Origin of the sequence: Agrobacterium sp. B1(2019) (genome assembly GCF_008274755.1) — a bacterium.
Lineage (GTDB): Bacteria > Pseudomonadota > Alphaproteobacteria > Rhizobiales > Rhizobiaceae > Agrobacterium > Agrobacterium salinitolerans.
On the sequence record NZ_VTPB01000004.1, the window covers coordinates 164554 to 181855 of the forward strand.

Below are 17302 nucleotides of genomic sequence, written 5' to 3' on the forward strand. Positions count from 1 at the left end.
TGCGCGCGCTCAGTTCGTCGGGGCAAGCTCGACGGCAACGAGCTCGTCGTTCTCTTTCAGGCGCGCAACGATGGCGGGATGGATGGACCACAATGCGCCGGGGCTGATGCCTTCCGGCAAGAGGTCTTCCAACGCTGCCATTGAGGACAGGCTGAGGCAGCGAACCGGCTTGGGATAGGGTTTTTCGTTGCTCATCATGGCGGAGAGATGCGCTTCGCCATCCAGCAGCATGAAGGATTGCTCCACCTCGACGAGAAGGATGCCTTCGTCGCCATCGTCTTCCTGGTTGGTTTCAATATGTTGCATCACAGGCTCTCCAGAAGGGCTGCAAGTTCGGGGTCGAGTTCGGCATCCGTCGATCCGCCGCTCTCTTCCGAAAACTGGGCAAGCAGATCGTCAAGGCTGGTGCCGTCGTCGGAAGCGGTTCCGGTATCGAGATCAAGTTCAAGATCGAGATCGAGATTGGAGTCGGGTTGGGCGCCATCATTCGAACCGGTTGCCGCCAATGGGGCAGCGGCAAACGAGATGATGGTATCATCCATGCGCGCCGCACGGGTTGGCGTGCCTGCCCAGGGTCCGGCCAGCATGGCGCCACCAAGCGACTGGAACGAGCCCTGGCGGATTTCCGTGCGCCCCTTGACGGACAGAACAGGCATGAAACCGCGCGCCACCACCTCGGCCGCGCCGCCCGTGTCCAGCAGCCGCTCGGTGCAGGGCAGTGCGATCTGGTCTCCGTGCTGATCGGTCATCACATGCATCGGGATGTCACCGAGCGACATGATCTCGCCGAGCCGCATCGTCTTGCCCATGCGGGTCACCGTGGCGGCCATGAGAACGGCCGAAAGGATGACCGGATTGGCCCACAGCATGCCCTTGAGACCACTGCGCAGTGTGAATTCTTCAAAATCGAACGGTTCGACCGGCTCGGTCCGTCGGCCATAGGGCAAGCGCAGCAGGAAGCGCGGCGATACGAGGCCGACATGTGCCGCTTCGGGTAGCGCGCGCAGATCATCCCAGGTCCTGGCGACGAGCGGATGGCGATCATGCTTGCGCGTTTCCAGAAATTGCGGGGAGATCGCCGCCACGAAGGGCGCGTTCATCCAGGCGGATATTTTCGACATGCGCGCCAGAAGTTCGGCATGCGGCGGGGCTTCTTCCAGCGTGTAGAGACCGAACACGGCGGATAGCGGTCCCTGCCGGTCATCGAGCCTGGGCTCCCCGGCCAGCATGCGGAACAACCCGCTTTCCGACAGGTCGTTCCGGGCCGAGAGGTCCGCCGCCCATTCCTCGGCGGAAACGTCGTAGAGCACGATCTCAAGGTTCGGGCCGGTCTCGATCTGCCGCGCCAGAAGCTCAAGGCTGCGCCAGGTGGCCTCGACCGCCTGAAAATCCGGGTGATGGAGAATGGCACGCATCGCGCCGGAAAGCGCCGCGTCGATGGCGGCGAGCATGGTGTCCTCAGCAGGATCGCGAGCGGCGTGAACATAAGGGCCGACGATCCGGGCGATCAGTTCCGATGCGGGGCTGGCCTCAACCAGACGACCCTCGCTGTCGCCGATGAGCGAACGGAAATCGCCGAGCTTGCGATCGGCCGGTACGGCGCTGCCCTTGGCACGCTTGCGCGACGAAGGGGTGAAGTCTGCGTGGATGCCGGCAAAACCCTGCAACTCGGCCATGGCCCGCGGATCGCCCTGGGCGACACGCTGGCGAAGGCCGGCGAGTTCCTCAAACAGTGCAACATTGTCGTAAAGCGCATCGGGGTGCAGGTCGTCGAGGGTCCTCAGTGTCACTTCAACGCCTGCGCCGTCCGCGCCGATCGGCAGGACAAGCGTCGTGGCGAAGCGGGCAATCACCGCATCAATGCTGTCGACGTCGAAACGGATCGGCTTGCGAGCGGCAAGATCGTCGCCGATCTCGATGATCCCGCGTGCTGCGCGACCGGAAAAATCGCCGAGAAGCGCGATGCGGAATTTTGACCGTGGCAAATCGAGCTCGGCGGGCCGTTGAACCGTCAGGGTGCCGAAGGGCGACAGGATCGCCGTCGGTTGTTCGATATCCGTGGGTTCTTCCGTCTCGTCATCGCCGAGGCCGGCGAGCAGGCTGGACAGCGCGTCATCCGTGTCGGTTTTGATGGCCTCTTCTTCGTCTCGTGCTTCTGCGTCGAGCCCACCCAGCAGGGCATCAAGACCGTCCGGCTTTGCCAAGGTGTCATCGTCGCCAGCCTCGAGGTCTTGCAAAAGGGTGTAGATGTCATTGTCCGGCTCTGCGTCCGATATCTCGGCGATGTCGTCGCCGAGTTTGCTCAACAGCGCATCCAGATCGTCGTGCTCCACCGGTTCAAGCGCCTCTGCGCCGTCAGCAGTGTCAGGCTTCACCCGGTTCAGCACCGATGTGATGGCCGCACTTTCGTCCGTCGCTTCCGCAACCGGTGTCGTACGAAGGGAGTTCAGGATCGCATCCACATCGTCGCGCCCGGATGGCTCTTCGGTGGTTGCGACCGCAGCCCGCAGGCTTTCCAGTGCAGTCAAGCGATCCTCGGATGGATTGTCCGATGGACCGGAAAGTCCGGTCAGTGCGACAAGCGTTGCGGGATCGGAGATCAGTTTTGCGATCAGATCCTCCGCTCCGGTCTTGCCGTCCATATAGGTCACGAGATGGCTGAGCTTTGTGCGTGCCTCGAGAAGCTTGCGCAGCGGTTCCACGTTCTTTGCGATTGCCGCCGGGGAAAAGTCCTCCAGACGTTCGAAGGTCAGGTCGATGGAGAGATTGCCTTCGCCCGTCAGCATGTTGGGCACGTGAAAGGCGGCGCGCGGACGGATCGCCTTCATCCGTTCGTCGAAATTGTCGACGTCGATTTCCAGGAACTTGCGATCGGCGACCGCTGGCAGCGGGTCGGCCGAATTGCCGGAGAGATCGGCCATCACGCCCATGACGAATGGCAGCTGCACGGACTTTTCAGCGCCGTACACCTCCACGTCATATTCGATCTGAACGCGCGGCGCTCGATTCCGCGCGACGAATTTCTGACCGCTTTTTGACATCGAACCTTCCCCGAAAACCTGACAATCGGGCGGGTGTCGATACCTTCGACCACGGCCCTGTTGCATGGTTAGTGCCCGGGAAAGGCAAAGAGGTTCGACCCGGACGTAAAAAAACGCAGATCACCCTTGCCGGCGCTTACGCCGCCTGCATGACAGGATGCTACCCCGTTTGAAAACACTGTTTTCGCGGGTCTATACCGCCAGTTCCTTGATGCTGTCGAAAATCGACTTGATATCTCCCACGGTCGCGCTGAGACTTGTCGCTTTTTCGAAAATAGTCTCCCTGTTGAAGGCCTTGAGCTTGTCCATCACGGTGCGGTCATCGACCTTGCCCTCGTTTTTCGTGAACATGTCTTGCATGTCGGCAAGATAGTGCTCGCGTTTTGTCAGGATCTCCGTCATCACGCGAACTTCGCTTTTGAGCTTCATGCAGGCAGCGCCGGCCTTGACGCCTTCCTTCAGCGTCGTGGCGGCCTTCATTTCTTTTTGCAGCTTACCTGCATTCACCGAAACCAGGTCGATCTTTTGGCGGAATTTCGTCAGATGATCGCGGTAGTATTTTCGTGCTGTCTCGGCCTTGCCAGCGGCGTTGTCCACGTCCTTCGAGGTTTTTTTCGGCGAAGTCACCTTCTTCTTTGCGGTGATATAGGCCGAGAGAGCCGCTTCGAGGTCCTTTTGCAGCTGGCTCTCTTTCTTTCCAAGCTGAATGACCATGGCTTGCAGAGTGATCAGCGTACCTACAATGCTGGCGATAGCCGAGAGATCGGCGCCATGGGACGCGGTGAGTTTGAGACCGTTGGTGGCCAGCTTGATGACGGAGGTCGCGAAGAAGATGGCTGTCTTGACCCTCGCCTCGGACAGGTTTTCGTTGTCCTTCTTTTCCCTTTCAAGTCGCTCCTTGACCTTCTTGTCCGCATCCGCCTTGGCCGAATCCAGCAGCTTCTTGATCTTCTGGTTTGCGATGGAAGCAATGTAGACCGCCTTTGGGTGATCATCAACGTCAGGCTTGCCGCCGCCGAGCAGATCGTTGACCTGCTTGGCCACGATGAAGGCATAAAGGGTGATTCCCCTTTCCTTTGCCTCCAGTGCCTCACGCGCTTCCTCTTCCAAGCGTTTCAGCAGTGATTCAGGCGGGGGATTTTTATCATTCGTGGAGACAGTGATTTCCATCCTCACGGGATATTTGGGTATCTCTACGAGTTCGCTCTTGGGCCTGTTGCGAACCAGATCGACGATGTAAAATTTATGCGTGGTTTCCATGGTGTGAAAAGTCCTATTATGTCAGTCCGTTTGCCCGTCAGCCGAAGGCGTAGGTGAAATCGCCCCCGGCGATGTCGACTGCGATCCGCTCGACCTTGCCGCCATCGAGCATGCGGGTCAGAACCTCCGTCGAGATTGCGGGCAGCATCGTGTTGGTGACGATGGCGTCGATCATGCGACCGCCGCTTTCCAGCTCCTGACAGCGCGATACGATGGTGTCCACGACCGCGTCGGAATAGGTGAAGGGCACGTCGTAGGTTGCCTTGACGCGCTTGCTGATCCGCTCGAGCTGCAGCCGCGTGATCCGGGAAACCATGTCCGCAGAGAGCGGGTAATAGGGGATGGTCACCATGCGGCCGAGCAGGGCGGGCGGAAAGACCTTCAGCAGCGGCTCGCGCAGGGCCTTGGCCATACCCTCGGGTTCGGGCATGAGTTCGGGATCGGCGCACAGATCCATGATGACCTCCGAGCCGACATTGGAGGTGAGCAGGATGAGCGTATTGCGGAAATCGATCGCCCGGCCTTCGCCATCCTCCATGATCCCCTTGTCGAACACCTGGAAGAAGATTTCGTGCACGTCGGGATGGGCCTTCTCCACCTCGTCGAGCAGCACGACGGAATAGGGCCGGCGCCGGACCGCTTCGGTCAGCACGCCACCCTCCCCATAACCGACATAGCCGGGAGGGGCGCCCTTGAGGCTTGAGACGGTGTGCGCCTCCTGGAATTCTGACATGTTGATGGTGATGACATTCTGTTCGCCGCCGTAGAGGGTTTCCGCCAGCGCCAGCGCGGTTTCCGTCTTGCCGACGCCTGAAGTGCCGGCCAGCATGAACACCCCGATCGGTTTCGACGGGTTATCAAGCCCGGCGCGGGACGCCTTGACCCGCCTGGCGATCATCTCCATGGCGTGATCCTGGCCGATCACGCGGTTCGACAGGTGGTCGACAAGGTTGAGCACGGTGCGGATCTCGTCCTTGACCATGCGCCTGACCGGAATGCCGGTCCAGTCCGAGACGATGGCGCCGATTGCCTGCGCATCGACGATCGGGAACATCAGCGGCGCCTCGCCCTGCAAGGTGGCAAGTTCGGTCTGCTTGCGCCGCAGTTGCGCAAGGGTCACCTCGCGCGCGTCGCCCGCCAGTGCTGTAGCGGGTGCGGTCGCTGCGACATCCCTGGTCCCGATCGGTTGTCCGCCCTCGCGCAGCCGGGCGCGCAGGTCGAGAACCTCGCCAACCAAGGATTTTTCCCTGTCCCAGCGGGCCGTAATCTCGTCGAGCCGCGCGCTCTCGGCGGCAAGCTCGGCCTCGACCCGGATGCGGCGCTGCGTCACCTCGGCGCCAGCGGTTTCGTCACGGCCGATGATGTCGAGTTCGGTCTCAAGGGCATCGATGCGACGCCGGCAATCGTCGACGGGGGCGGGAACCGCGTGCAGGCTGATCGACACGCGGGCGCAGGCGGTGTCGAGCACGCTGACCGACTTGTCGGGAAGCTGCCGCGCCGGGATGTAACGGGCCGACAGTCTGACGGCCGCTTCCAGCGCCTCGTCGAGGATCTGCACCCTGTGGTGCCGTTCCAGCATCGAGGCCGTGCCGCGCATCATCAGGATTGCCTTTGCCTCGTCGGGCTCGGCGACCTGCACCACCTGGAAACGGCGGGTCAGGGCCGGATCCTTCTCGATATGTCTCTTGTATTCCGCCCATGTCGTGGCGCCTATCGTGCGCAACGTGCCACGCGCAAGCGCCGGCTTCAGCAGGTTGGCGGCATCGCCCGTCCCGGCAGCCCCCCCGGCACCAACCAGCGTGTGGGTTTCGTCAACGAACATGACGATCGGGACTGGACTGGCCTGCACTTCCTCGATCACGCTTTTCAGGCGATTTTCGAACTCGCCTTTTATCGAGGCGCCGGCCTGAAGCAGGCCGACATCAAGGGACAGAAGCCGGGCCTCGCGCAGTGCCGGCGGCACATCGCCCCGCACAATACGCAGCGCGAAACCCTCGACCACCGCTGTCTTGCCGACGCCGGCCTCGCCTGTGAGGATCGGATTGTTCTGCCGGCGGCGCATCAGCACATCAATCACCTGGCGGATTTCGTCGTCGCGTCCGACAATGGCGTCGATCTCGCCCTTGCGGGCTTTGTCGGTCAAGTCGGTGCAGAATTGCTCGAGCGACCTGCCTCCACCCAGCTGCGGGGCGGGCAGGGCGTCTGAGACCTCACCGGGTTGGCCCCCGCCAAGCGATGTGCCGTCCTGGGCGGCAAGACCTTCCTCGGGCGATCCGTCGAGGATTTCATTGAACCGATCGGCCAGATCCTCGACATGGATCTTCCGGAACTCGCCCGAGATCCCTTCGAACAGGTTTGTCAGACGGGAGGTCTTCAGGATGCCCAGTACCAGATGACCGGTGCGGACCTGGCTGCTGCGAAACTGCAGCGAGGCATGGACCCAGGCCCGTTCGACCGCATCTTCCAGGTGTGGCGAGAGATCGGATATGGAGGTCGATCCGCGCGGCAGGGCGTCGAGGCTGCGTACAAGATCGGCCGCGACCCGCGCTGGCTCCAAGTCGTAGTGACGGATGATGCGATGCAGATCGCTGTCCTGCCCCTGCAGGATCTGGTGGATCCAGTGAACCAGTTCCACATAAGGATTGCCGCGCATCTTGCAGAAGACAGTGGCGCTTTCGATCGACTGGAAACCCAGCCGGTTCAATTTTCCAAACAGCGCGACGCGGCTGATGTCAGACATGGTCATCCTTCCCGATGGTTGGCACAATGAGTGGCTCAGGGCGCATGCTGTGCCGGAGCGGTGAGATACAGATCGTCGGCGTCTGATGGCGGTCGCACGCCAATCCAGCTTGTGTGTCCCAGCGCGCCGGAACGGCCGAGCACAGTCGGCGGCACCTGGTCCCTGTCGAGCACCAGATTCGCCTCCCATTCCAGGGTGTCACCGGCATAGCCGCGAATGAGGGCGGCCAGTCGCCTGAGGCTCTGGCCGCCGGGCAGCAGGCGACTGTAGTCTTCAAGCGAGAGCGGCCCGATGCGGATGCGGAACCGGGCTTCGCGCGACCAGACTTTCACGCCGAGGCTGGCGCTGCCGCCGAGGCTGGCAGTGCCCAGGCACCCGCGATCATGGGGTTCCAGATGCAGCCAGCTGCCGACAAAGCTCTCAATCGTGATGTCTGCCTGAAAGAAGCGTGCAAGGACTGCCTTGAGGCCGGCTTCGCTGCGCGTCGCGCCTGCAAGCAGTCCTGCGAAATGCCGTTTTGCGAGATCAGGCATCGCATCACGGCCTTCGAAGTTTTCTCCGGCCAGACCGGCAAGGGCATCGAGTTTGCTGCCAAACGGATCGTCGTCGGGGCGGTCGAATGAGGGGGCCGGCTCGCCGGTCGCCCATGCCCGGTAAAGGAGCGACATCATGCGGTGGTGGAAGACGTCGGCAAAGGCGACGATCGTCGGATCCTGATGGTTCCGTTGCCGGTCGCGGGCATATTCGGTCAGATGCAATGGCAGCGCACCGTTCGGTCCGAAAAGCCCGAAGAACCGCTGCGTCAGGATATGGCGGCCTGTTTCCGGCTCGCTGACGAAGGCCGAAACTGTGGAGGTCGGAAAGGCAAGTTCCGGCGCCTGTGACAGACGAACCGAATCCTGCGATGGATGGCGCGAGCGACCGAGTCGCGGGCGGTCGCTGTGAGTGGCCTCGATCAACCGCAAGGCCTGAAAGATGTGGTGTGACTGCGGGTCCTGCGCGAGCGCGGCAAGGCGGCTCAGATCAGGACCCGCCTCCCGCTTTTTGCCGGCCATCTTGCGATGTCCCCCCGTTGTTGTGAATGAATGACGGTCTCGGTAAAACTGTTGAGCGACACGTATTTGGCGAAGAATGTCTCCAGCACAGCGCCGAGCAGATAGCAGCCGGACCCTTCGAAGAAGCTCTCGTCGAAGCCGACGCGGATCTCCAGCCCCCGCACGGCGGTGGAAAGCACCGGTTCGCTCACGCGCCGAACGATCGGTCTTGAAGCGACTGAAATCAGACCTTCCATCTGCTTGGCGAGGGCCGGTTCACCCAAGGGGGTATAGAGACCGATGAGTTCGCGCAGCGCGTTGGCCCCCTTGCCACGATCCGCATCGACCAGCGAAAGGTAGTTGAGGCTCAGATGGCTGACCAGCTGCCAGGCGCGGGCACCTTCGGCCAGGCTCTGGCGCGGCCGCGTGGGCGGCACGATCGCGCGGACCTCTGACACCGGACCGCCATCGGGAAGGGAGAAATCGGTCTCCGCTCCACCGATCGCCGTCAGCATCGGCAGGTCGCGATTGGTGCAGAGCGCCCTGACGGCCAACTGCTTGACATGACTGGGATAGGGCGCCTGCTTGCGGTCGCTGAGCGTAAGATAAAGCTCAGCGCCGAGATAGGAGGTTCGCGTCCCCTTCAGACGCTGCTTTTCAGATCGCTGGCGCAATCGGCGGCGGACATTGTAATAGGCGTTGTGGGTGTCCGCAAAAGGGGTAAAATCCTGGGCGCTGTAGAAGGGCCGGAAAGCGATGTCCTCGGCCCCGTCTCCCGCAATCCCTGTGACCTCTTCGAGCTGATAGATCTCATAGTCAAGCGGTGCCGTGCGATCGACGGTCACGAGATGGTCGATCTCGGTGCCAGCCACCGCCACCCGGTCGCAACGTTTGGAAAAGAGGTTGATCGCCGGAACCGCGAACAGGTCGAAGCTGCGGGCAGTGATCGATTTGAGCGCCGGATTGCCCTCGGCCAGCAGGATGTAGATATCGAGATCGTCGCCTTCTGCCCTTTGAACCGCAGGCTGCAACCCGCCGAGATCGATGAAGAAGAACCGTTGCGGCATTGCGAAATATTCCTGCAGCAGCCGGTAGCCCTCGAAAGACTGGCCGGGAACAGGAAGGAGGGCTTCCTCGGGTTCGAAGCCGCGCGGGTGGATGGTCTTTCCAAGCGAGAGCGACCAGTCCTGCCGCCGGTCTGTCGAGCGTCCAGCCAAACCGAGACCCTGGGCCAGGATTGCCTCATACAGCCGCCATCCCTCGGCGCCTGCGCCCGAGAGATGAAGCGTCAGGCGATCGAGCGGCAGGTCGCAAAGCGGTCCGCCGCCAGTGCGCCGGATGCGAAGGCGCAGCGCCGCCTTGGCGGCATTGTCTTTCGCCAGTCCCGCCGCCACCAGTTCGCTGCGGCCATCGACATATTCCGCTTCGGCAAGCTCGATCGGCCACAGGGTCACGTCCTGTGATGTCCGGAACTGGCAGGCGGTTTGTGCGCCATCCGTCAGTCGGCCGCGAAGAGGCGTGCCGCGCGGCAGGGTGAAGCCGTCATTGATGCCGCCCTGGGCCGCATCCGGCACCATTCGGACGATGGTCATGGAAGGGGTTGGCGCCAGGAAATGCGGATAGACGATTTCCAGCAGGTTCTGCGTGAAGACCGGGTATTGCAGTTCGAGTTCGAGCTGCACACGGGCGGACAAAAAGGCAAACCCCTCCAGCAGGCGCTCGACATAGGGATCCAGCACCTCGATCTGCTTCATACCCAGCCGGGCAGCAATTTTGGGATAGGCTTCGGCGAATTCCGCGCCCATGTCCCTGATGTAGCCGAGTTCGTTTTCGTAATGTTTGAGAAGCCGCGTATCCATGCCGTCACCCCTGCCGCGTCAATGTGATTTCGCCATTGGTCACGTTCAGCGCCGTGCGCAGGTAGAGATCGACCGGCACAGGTTCGGCCCAGAGTTCGCCGCGAATGTCGAAGGAGATCACCGCACTGCTGCCGCTGTCCTGTCGCATCTCGATTTCGAGCGTCTGCGGCAAAATACGCGGCTCGTAGGTCTCGATCGCCTTGCGCAGTGCAAGTCTGATGTCGTCGACCCGGATCCGAGTGCTGGATGAGCCGGACAATGTGGGAATGCCGTAGTTCAACACCGAGGCTGCGACATGGGGAAAGAGCGCCAAGTCATGCTCGGCCTCCATGTTGGACGTATTGAGCAGCCAGGCGAGATCGCGCTGGATGATCTGGCGAAGCCGCGCAATGTCGATCATCCGCCCGGAATCCGTTTCCGCCAGGCTGCGGGGAGCGTCGTCAGTCAAGCGGTCGAGCAGCGAGGGCTGCAGTCGTTCGGCGAGCAATCGATCAGCCATTGTCGGCAACTGCCTCCTGTGCCTGTCCAATCGTCAGCGTGCGAAGATCCATGAGCGCACACTCCCCGGTATCCGTGGCCAGCAGTCGTTGGCCGATGCCGGCTGTCGTGCCCGCTTCGCCACCAAGCCAGTCGGTGGCGAGTGCCAGACGGTGACGGTCGCCGGCGGCCTTTGAGGTTCCGGCATAACGCGTGGGGATCAGCACCACCGCGTTGCCGCCGTTCGACCAGGTGACGTCGGCCGGCATCCAGACCCGGTCCCTGAGATCGACCGGCGGTTTCATGACGATCCGTGAAATCGCGGTAAATGGCGCCCAGAAATAGCGGCCATTGACAATCACTTCGAGAAGCGGACCGAGCCGTGGATCGGCATCGGCGATCCAGGAGAATGCGGTGCCGTTGAGCTGGCCGGGCACGGCGTTGGCCGTGTCGAAAGCACGCAGTCGGAGGTGTTCGCAGGCACGGTGATTGCCCTCGGCTTCCACGCGCAACGCCTCCACCATCCATGCGACCCATTCTTGTGGTTCGCCGAAGACCAGCGGCTGTTTTTCACCGCGAAACACCTTTTCCCGGGTGATCTCGCAGATGATTGCCGTGCGGTACATCTGCGCCATGTTTCCGGCCTGCGGATCGAGCGTGGCGCAGGTCTTGAGCTGGGCAATCGCCCGCTCCCATCGACCCTGCACGCACAGCAACTGGAACAGGAAGACGCGCAGGCGACTGTCTTGCGGCGCCTTGCGGATATTGTCCTGCAATGCGGCAAGAGCGCCTTCGAGATCGCCCAGCTTGAGAAGTTGTTCGGCTGTCATGGTGTCCGGTCTTGTCGCGATGGATAAAGGTTCGCCGAACCAGGCCTGAATGGTCCGGCGAATGGATAAGGAACCTTACTTGACCTCGTAGATTGCCCGGTTCATGACGCGGCTCCACTTGGTCTCGCCCTGACCGCCCGACGCCTTGGTCATGCGACCGTCCTTGGCCTGCCTGAAATACTCGATCTTGATCGCGCCATATTCGAACTGGATCTTTTCGTCGGCGGAATCCTCACCGGCAGTCCAGTTCATGTCGGCGATCATCACCATCTTGAAATGGACCTTCATGAAGGTGGTGCCGGAACTGCTGTTGCTGCCACCGGAACGACGCAATTCGAGGATGGCCTCATCGAAATGCTTGCCGGAGCAGAGTGCGGAAAACAGGCCGCATGATCCGGTGTCGGTGCGTTTTTCAACCGTAACGGGGTCAAAGTCAGCCTTGCCGGCGCCGCCGCCGCCCGTATAGGAGCCGATGCTGATCTTGTTCTTGATGGTGAAATCGAAGTTCTTCAGCTCAAAGGCGCGCTTTTCGGCCATATCACTATCAAGTGTTTCGCCGACGACATCCGACTGGCCTGGGAAATAGAGGAAGGCATCAATGGACATGGAATGTTCCTTTTAGGGATGGATATGATGGGAGTGGGAGATGAGGGCGATCAGTTCCCGCCTCTCTGCGAGGGCAGCTTGGACACCAGGCGCAGCGACACGGTGAGCCCTTCAAGCTGATAATGTGGACGAAGGAAGAACTTGGAGGTGTAGTAGCCGGGATTGCCTTCCACCTTCTCAATTTGCACTTCCGCGGCGGCCAGCGGCTGTCTGGCCTTGACTTCTTCGGGAGAGGTTTCCGCGTTGAAGTCGACATAGTTGTTGATCCAGTCCTGCAGCCAGGTCTGCATGTCATTGCGTTCACGGAACGAGCCGATCTTGTCGCGGACAATGCACTTCAGGTAGTGGGCAAAGCGGCAGGTGGCGAACATGTAGGGCAGGCGTGCCGCGAGATTTGCGTTCGCCGTTGCATCCGGATCGTCGTATTCCGCCGGTTTCTGCAACGACTGGGCACCGATGAAGGTTGCCATGTCGGTATTCTTGCGATGGATCAGCGGCATCATGCCATTGCGTGCCAACTCGGCTTCGCGTCGGTCGGAGATCGCGATCTCGGTCGGGCACTTCATGTCCACGCCGCCGTCGTCGGTCGGGAAGGTGTGGGTCGGCAGGTCGTCCAGGGTGCCACCGGACTCAACGCCGCGGATGCGGGTGCACCAGCCATATTGCTTGAACGACCGGGTGACGTTCCGTGCCATGCCGTAAGCGGCGTTGACCCAGCAATATTTGTCGGACGAAGCGCCCTCGGTATCTTCCTGAAAGGCGAACGCGTCGACTGGATCGGTCTTGTCGCCGTAGGGTTGGCGACCGAGGAAACGTGGCATGGCGAGGCCGATATAGCGGCTGTCCTCACTTTCGCGGAGCGATCGCCAGGCGGCGTATTCCGGCGTCTGGAAAATCTTGGTCAGGTCGCGCGGGTTGGCAAGTTCAGACCAGCTGTCCATCTGGAACAGTGACGGAGCCGCTGCCGTGAGGAACGGTGCATGGGCCGCCGCTGCCACCTTTGACATTTCGCCGAGCAGTTCGACATCCTGGGGGCTGTGGTCGAAATAATAGTCGCCGACGAGGCAGCCATAGGGCTCGCCGCCGAACTGACCGTATTCTTCCTCATAAAGCTTCTTGAAGATTGGCGACTGGTCCCAGGCCGTGCCCTTGAACTTGCGCAACGTCTTGGAAAGATCCTTTTTCGAAACGTTGAACACCCGAATTTTCAGCATCTCGTCGGTTTCGGTATTGTTGACGAGGAAATGCAGGCCGCGCCACGCGCTTTCCAGCGTCTGCAGATCGGCATGATGGAGGATCAGGTTGACCTGCTCGGTCAACTTCCGGTCGATTTCGGCGATGATGCTCTCGATAGAGCGCAGCGCGTCGCTTGACACGAGCGTCTCGTTGAGAAGAACCTGTTCGGCCAGCGTCCGCACCGCTTCCTCGACGGCAGAGCGCGCCTGGTCCGACTTCGGGCGAAACTCCTTCTGGAGCAGGGATGCAAATTCGCCCGAGGCGAAAATGGTTTCGGTTGCCGGTGCAGACCCGGCGGCCAGATGCGTCGTATCGTTCACGGCTTACTCCTCGGTTTCAACTGTCTTGGACTGCATGGCCGGACCCGACGTCAGGGCCTTCAGCAGGGTCGGATCCTGGATGATCTGAGCCACCAGGTTCTCGGCGCCGGTCTTGCCATCCATGTAGGTGGTAAGGTTGGCGAGCTGCGTGCGCGCTTCCAGGAGCTTGCGCAACGGCTCGACCTTGCGGGCGATTGCGGCGGGCGAGAAGTCTTCGAGGCTTTCGAAGGTGATGTCGATGGCGAGATTGCCTTCGCCAGTCAGCGTGTTGGACACCGTAAACGCGGTGCGCGGCCGCATCGACTTCATGCGCTCGTCGAAATTATCAACGTCGATTTCCAGGAATTTCCGATCCGCGACCGCCGGTAGCGGCTCTTGCGATTTGCCGGACAGATCTGCCATCACGCCCATGACAAATGGCAGTTGTACGGACTTTTCTGCACCGTACACTTCCACGTCATATTCGATCTGCACGCGCGGCGCGCGATTGCGCGCAATAAACTTCTGACTGCTTTTAGCCATTTCTGGGTTCCCGTGTTCCTCTGCCCGTGAGTGCCGTCAGGGAACCCAAAGGTTCATTCGAACTTCGTTTCAGTCGTCGTAGTTTGAAAAACCGCCGATCAGGGCCGCATTCTCCATGCCCTGGGGGGCAATATCCTTGAGGATGGTGACGAAATCGGCCGAGACGAGCCGCCGCGCCCGGTGGAGCAGCAGCGGAATCGGGCTGGAAGGCTCATGGCGGGCGTAATAGTCGAGTATGCGGTCGATCGCATTTTTCACATCGTCAGGAGAGGCGATCGCGCCCGAAGGCATGACCCGTTCCGTGGCTGCTGCAGCCGGGCGGCCTTCATCGCTCTCCCTTGGCTCGGTGGAGGGCTCGCCCGCCTGCGGGACGACATGGGCGATCAGCCGGCTGCGGATGTCGTGAAGCATTCTGTGCAGCGGATCGAGATCCGGCGCGAGCCCGCCCACCCTATCGTCAAGCAGAGTCTCGATTGCCCTGACGTGGTCACGGCAGTTGTCGACGGCGGCTGCAATCGCCGCCAGCCGCACCGGATCGCTATCCTGGAATGCTGCGGAGATGGTCTGGTGGGTGGGGACAGTTTCGGCATCGGAGCTTGGCGATATCTCGCCATCCGCCAGCTGCAGGTCTCGCAGCGAGAAACGTCCGAAGGCCCGGCTGTCGGCCAGCGGCGCGGAACGCAAAGCGGCAAGTACGGTCGAACGGTCGATCAGCGCAAGTACGGCGTTGATGCGCATGGTCGGATCATCGTCGTCATCCTCGTCCAGCATCGGATGAATGCTGTCCCAATAGTCTTCCAGCGAGCGGCGAATGTAATTGAGAGCGTCCTCAAAGCCCGGCAATCCCTGTGTTTTCAGCATCGCGTTCGCGAGGATGACGGCAACGCGGATATCTCTGGTGCGTCCAAGCAGATCGACAGCATCGCGGCTGACCATGCCATAGTCCGGCTCCTCGGCCGGGATGACGGAGGTGCCAACGACCCTTTCTTCGCCGACCTGGCTTGCAAGAACCAGCGCGGTGAAGTCGGGATCATATTCAAGGTCGGGGCCGCTCGGCGCATCGTCGCTGCGGCTGCGTAACAGATTATCCAGGTCCAGCATGGCTTTTCCTTTCGGGATGTTTGGGGTGGGGCGGTCCTGATGGTGGCTACAGGGTCTTCTTCGCAGCGGTCAGGAATTGGTCACGCTCGCGCGCATCGCTGATATGTTCGGCCATCTGGCGGATGAGGTCTTCCTGTGTTGTCGCCCCGCGCGCCGTGCGCCTGACGAGGATGCTGGCCATCGGCCCGACATGGTGCCGCATGATATCGGTCACACGCGCGAGGGTTTCCTCGGCAAAGCCGGCCGTGGCGTCGGTAGAAGCCGGCGTCTCGGCAAGAGCATGCTGCATTGCGATCCGCATGTCCTGCTGTTCGGCTTCGTCAGGAAATTCCTGTAGCACGGTTTCGATCATCTGCTCGATGCTGGTTGACTTGCCGGCGGCGCGGCGAGCGATCACCTTTCCCATCGGGCCGATGCTCCGGGTCAGGAATTGCTCGACCTTTCCGAGCGTCTGCGCATTTATCCTCTCCATCATCGTGCCCGATAAGGAGCCTTCGCGACGGATGGCGGGCTGAGGCAAGGCCGTGACCTCGATCAGGCCGGTGCGGTCGGCGGTCGGCAGCGCCGCTTCCAGAGCCTTGCGCATCTCTGCGGCATCCGCGAAACGCTTGTTCGGCTCCACGCTCATCGCCTTGAAGACGATGTCGTCCAGTGCTGCGGGGATGGACGCAACGAGCTCGCTCGGCGGTGTGAAGCGGCCGTTGCGCACGGCTTCGAACAGTGCTTCGATGCCGCCACCCTTGTAAGGCTTGCGGCCGGTCAGCAATTCGTAGAGGAGGACGCCGCCGGCATAGATGTCCGCGCGTGCATCGACCTCGGAACCCATCAGCTGTTCTGGCGCCATGTAGGATGGCGTGCCGACCATGCCGGCGCCGGTCGCATCCATCGCGGTCAGGCGAGCGATGCCAAAATCCGTCAGCTTGACGGTGCCGTCTTCCGTCAACATCACGTTGGCGGGCTTCAGGTCACGATGCACGATGCCGGCTGCATGAATGCAGGCCAAGCCGGCCAGGATCTGCGCCATGATCGCATGTACCTCTTCCAGAGGCAGGTGCTCGGCGGCGTTGCAGCGGTCTTCGAGCGTGATCGAGCGAACGCGTTCCATGACGAGGTAGGGAATGCCGTCAAGCTGCAAATATTCAAAGATCGTGACCAGGTTGGGATGCAGCACACGTCCGGCCGCGCGTGCCTCACGCGCGAAGCGCTGTAACCATTCCTCGCTGCCAGCGGCCTTGATCAGGTGTCGATGGATCGTCTTGATGGCGACAGGACGGTCGATATCCGGGTCTTGTCCGGCATAGACGACGCCCATGGCACCTTCGCCGAGAGTGCCGTCGATCCGGTACTTTCCGATATATTGCTGCCCTTTGCCGGGAATGATGACCGTTTCGTCAGACATCGATCATGCTCATCGCCCGTTCGAGGCTGCGCCGCATGCGATTGAAGGAAAGCGACAGCGAGCTGATCTCATCCTTGCCGGGCTTGCGGTATTCGGGCTGCGAAAAATCGCCCATGCTGACCTTTTCCGCGAGTTCGGACATGCGTCGCACCGGACGGACCACGATACGTCCGAGCATCAGGTTCGTGAGCACGAAAACAAGGAGGAAAACCAGGGTGATACCGCCGATCAGGATCAGTCCGGTTTCCTGTGCGCGCTTTTCGACAATCGACATCGGTGCGGAAATGATCTGCGCGCCGACCGTTTCGCCCATCTTCCAGCCAAAGCCGTTATGCGGTCCATAGAGATCCACCATGGCAGGCGGCGCGGCGTCCGGGGTGGAATGGCAGGTCAGGCAGCCTTCCTGGGTGATGGTCAGGGGGAAAGCGACGGTAAAGAAACGGCCGGAATCGTTCTCCACAACCGTACTGATCTTGTCGAGCGATTTGTCCTCTCTCAAGAGCTCGATCAGCTTCGCTTCAAGTTCGGTCGGCAGGTCCGCCGGGTTGGTCGGATTGAGGGCGGCCTCTTTGTAGCTGAATTCGGGAAACTGTTTCTGGAAGGTGGCAAAGACCGTCCGGGCGGCATAGGACGTCACCGTTTCGGGCAGGAATAGGATGTCGTTGTTGTCTGATAGCAGCGGGTCGATGCTGTTGAGCGTGTAGGAGCGGACTGCGATGGCGTTGGAGCGCACAAGGCTGATCGACTGCATGATCTCTTCCGTCGCCGATTTCTGTACGAAGAAAAAGGAGCCTATGGCCGCTGCGACGATGCCCACGAAACACGCGAGGAACAGCACGATATTGTATTTCAGGCGCAGGCCCATGGGTCTTGGTCC

14 protein-coding genes are annotated in these 17302 nt (G+C 61.2%); all 14 read right to left on the reverse strand.

The genetic code is table 11. From position 1 onward, the window contains the following. Positions 1-9 precede the first annotated feature (9 nt). Positions 10-306 carry a hypothetical protein gene (locus tag AGR1_RS24885; protein WP_149148673.1) on the reverse strand — a complete coding sequence of 99 codons (297 nt, stop codon included), beginning with the start codon at positions 304-306 and terminating at the stop codon, positions 10-12. After that, a complete protein-coding gene (gene tssB / locus AGR1_RS24890; protein WP_149148674.1) occupies positions 306-3041 on the reverse strand; it encodes a type VI secretion system contractile sheath small subunit in 2736 nt (911 codons plus the stop codon). Before tssB (AGR1_RS24890) ends, AGR1_RS24885 begins: the two co-directional genes overlap by 1 nt. Positions 3042-3233: 192 nt before the next feature. Further along, positions 3234-4301 (reverse strand): hypothetical protein, encoded by a 1068-nt coding sequence (locus AGR1_RS24895; protein WP_149148675.1) that lies wholly within the window; start codon positions 4299-4301, stop codon positions 3234-3236. A gap of 37 nt (positions 4302-4338) precedes the next feature. Then, entirely contained in the window at positions 4339-7041 is a 2703-nt protein-coding gene (tssH, locus tag AGR1_RS24900; protein WP_149148676.1) for a type VI secretion system ATPase TssH, read from the reverse strand. Positions 7042-7076: 35 nt separating this feature from the next. Further along, the gene (tssG, locus tag AGR1_RS24905; RefSeq protein ID WP_149148677.1) at positions 7077-8096 is read right to left on the reverse strand and encodes a type VI secretion system baseplate subunit TssG; all 1020 of its coding nucleotides are present in this window, start codon (positions 8094-8096) and stop codon (positions 7077-7079) included. After that, entirely contained in the window at positions 8060-9934 is a 1875-nt protein-coding gene (tssF, locus tag AGR1_RS24910; RefSeq protein WP_149148678.1) for a type VI secretion system baseplate subunit TssF, read from the reverse strand. Before tssF ends, tssG begins: the two co-directional genes overlap by 37 nt. A 4-nt stretch (positions 9935-9938) precedes the next feature. After that, on the reverse strand, positions 9939-10433 hold the full coding sequence (gene tssE, locus AGR1_RS24915) for a type VI secretion system baseplate subunit TssE (protein WP_149148679.1): 495 nt from the start codon (positions 10431-10433) through the stop codon (positions 9939-9941). Beyond that, positions 10426-11241, reverse strand: a complete 816-nt coding sequence (locus AGR1_RS24920) for a type VI secretion system accessory protein TagJ (RefSeq protein ID WP_149148680.1) — start codon at positions 11239-11241, stop codon at positions 10426-10428. Before AGR1_RS24920 ends, tssE begins: the two co-directional genes overlap by 8 nt. A 75-nt stretch (positions 11242-11316) precedes the next feature. Continuing rightward, positions 11317-11847, reverse strand: a complete 531-nt coding sequence (locus AGR1_RS24925) for a type VI secretion system tube protein Hcp (protein WP_149148681.1) — start codon at positions 11845-11847, stop codon at positions 11317-11319. Positions 11848-11897: 50 nt separating this feature from the next. Then, on the reverse strand, positions 11898-13385 hold the full coding sequence (gene tssC / locus AGR1_RS24930; RefSeq protein WP_149148947.1) for a type VI secretion system contractile sheath large subunit: 1488 nt from the start codon (positions 13383-13385) through the stop codon (positions 11898-11900). A 21-nt stretch (positions 13386-13406) separates the two neighbouring features. Beyond that, positions 13407-13925 (reverse strand): type VI secretion system contractile sheath small subunit, encoded by a 519-nt coding sequence (gene tssB, locus AGR1_RS24935; RefSeq protein ID WP_149148682.1) that lies wholly within the window; start codon positions 13923-13925, stop codon positions 13407-13409. A gap of 69 nt (positions 13926-13994) precedes the next feature. Then, positions 13995-15026 (reverse strand): type VI secretion system protein TssA, encoded by a 1032-nt coding sequence (tssA, locus tag AGR1_RS24940; protein ID WP_210248755.1) that lies wholly within the window; start codon positions 15024-15026, stop codon positions 13995-13997. Between the two features lie 46 nt (positions 15027-15072). Next, entirely contained in the window at positions 15073-16425 is a 1353-nt protein-coding gene (locus AGR1_RS24945; protein ID WP_149148683.1) for a serine/threonine-protein kinase, read from the reverse strand. After that, the gene (locus tag AGR1_RS24950; protein ID WP_149148684.1) at positions 16418-17290 is read right to left on the reverse strand and encodes a DUF3365 domain-containing protein; all 873 of its coding nucleotides are present in this window, start codon (positions 17288-17290) and stop codon (positions 16418-16420) included. Before AGR1_RS24950 ends, AGR1_RS24945 begins: the two co-directional genes overlap by 8 nt. Positions 17291-17302 lie beyond the last annotated feature (12 nt).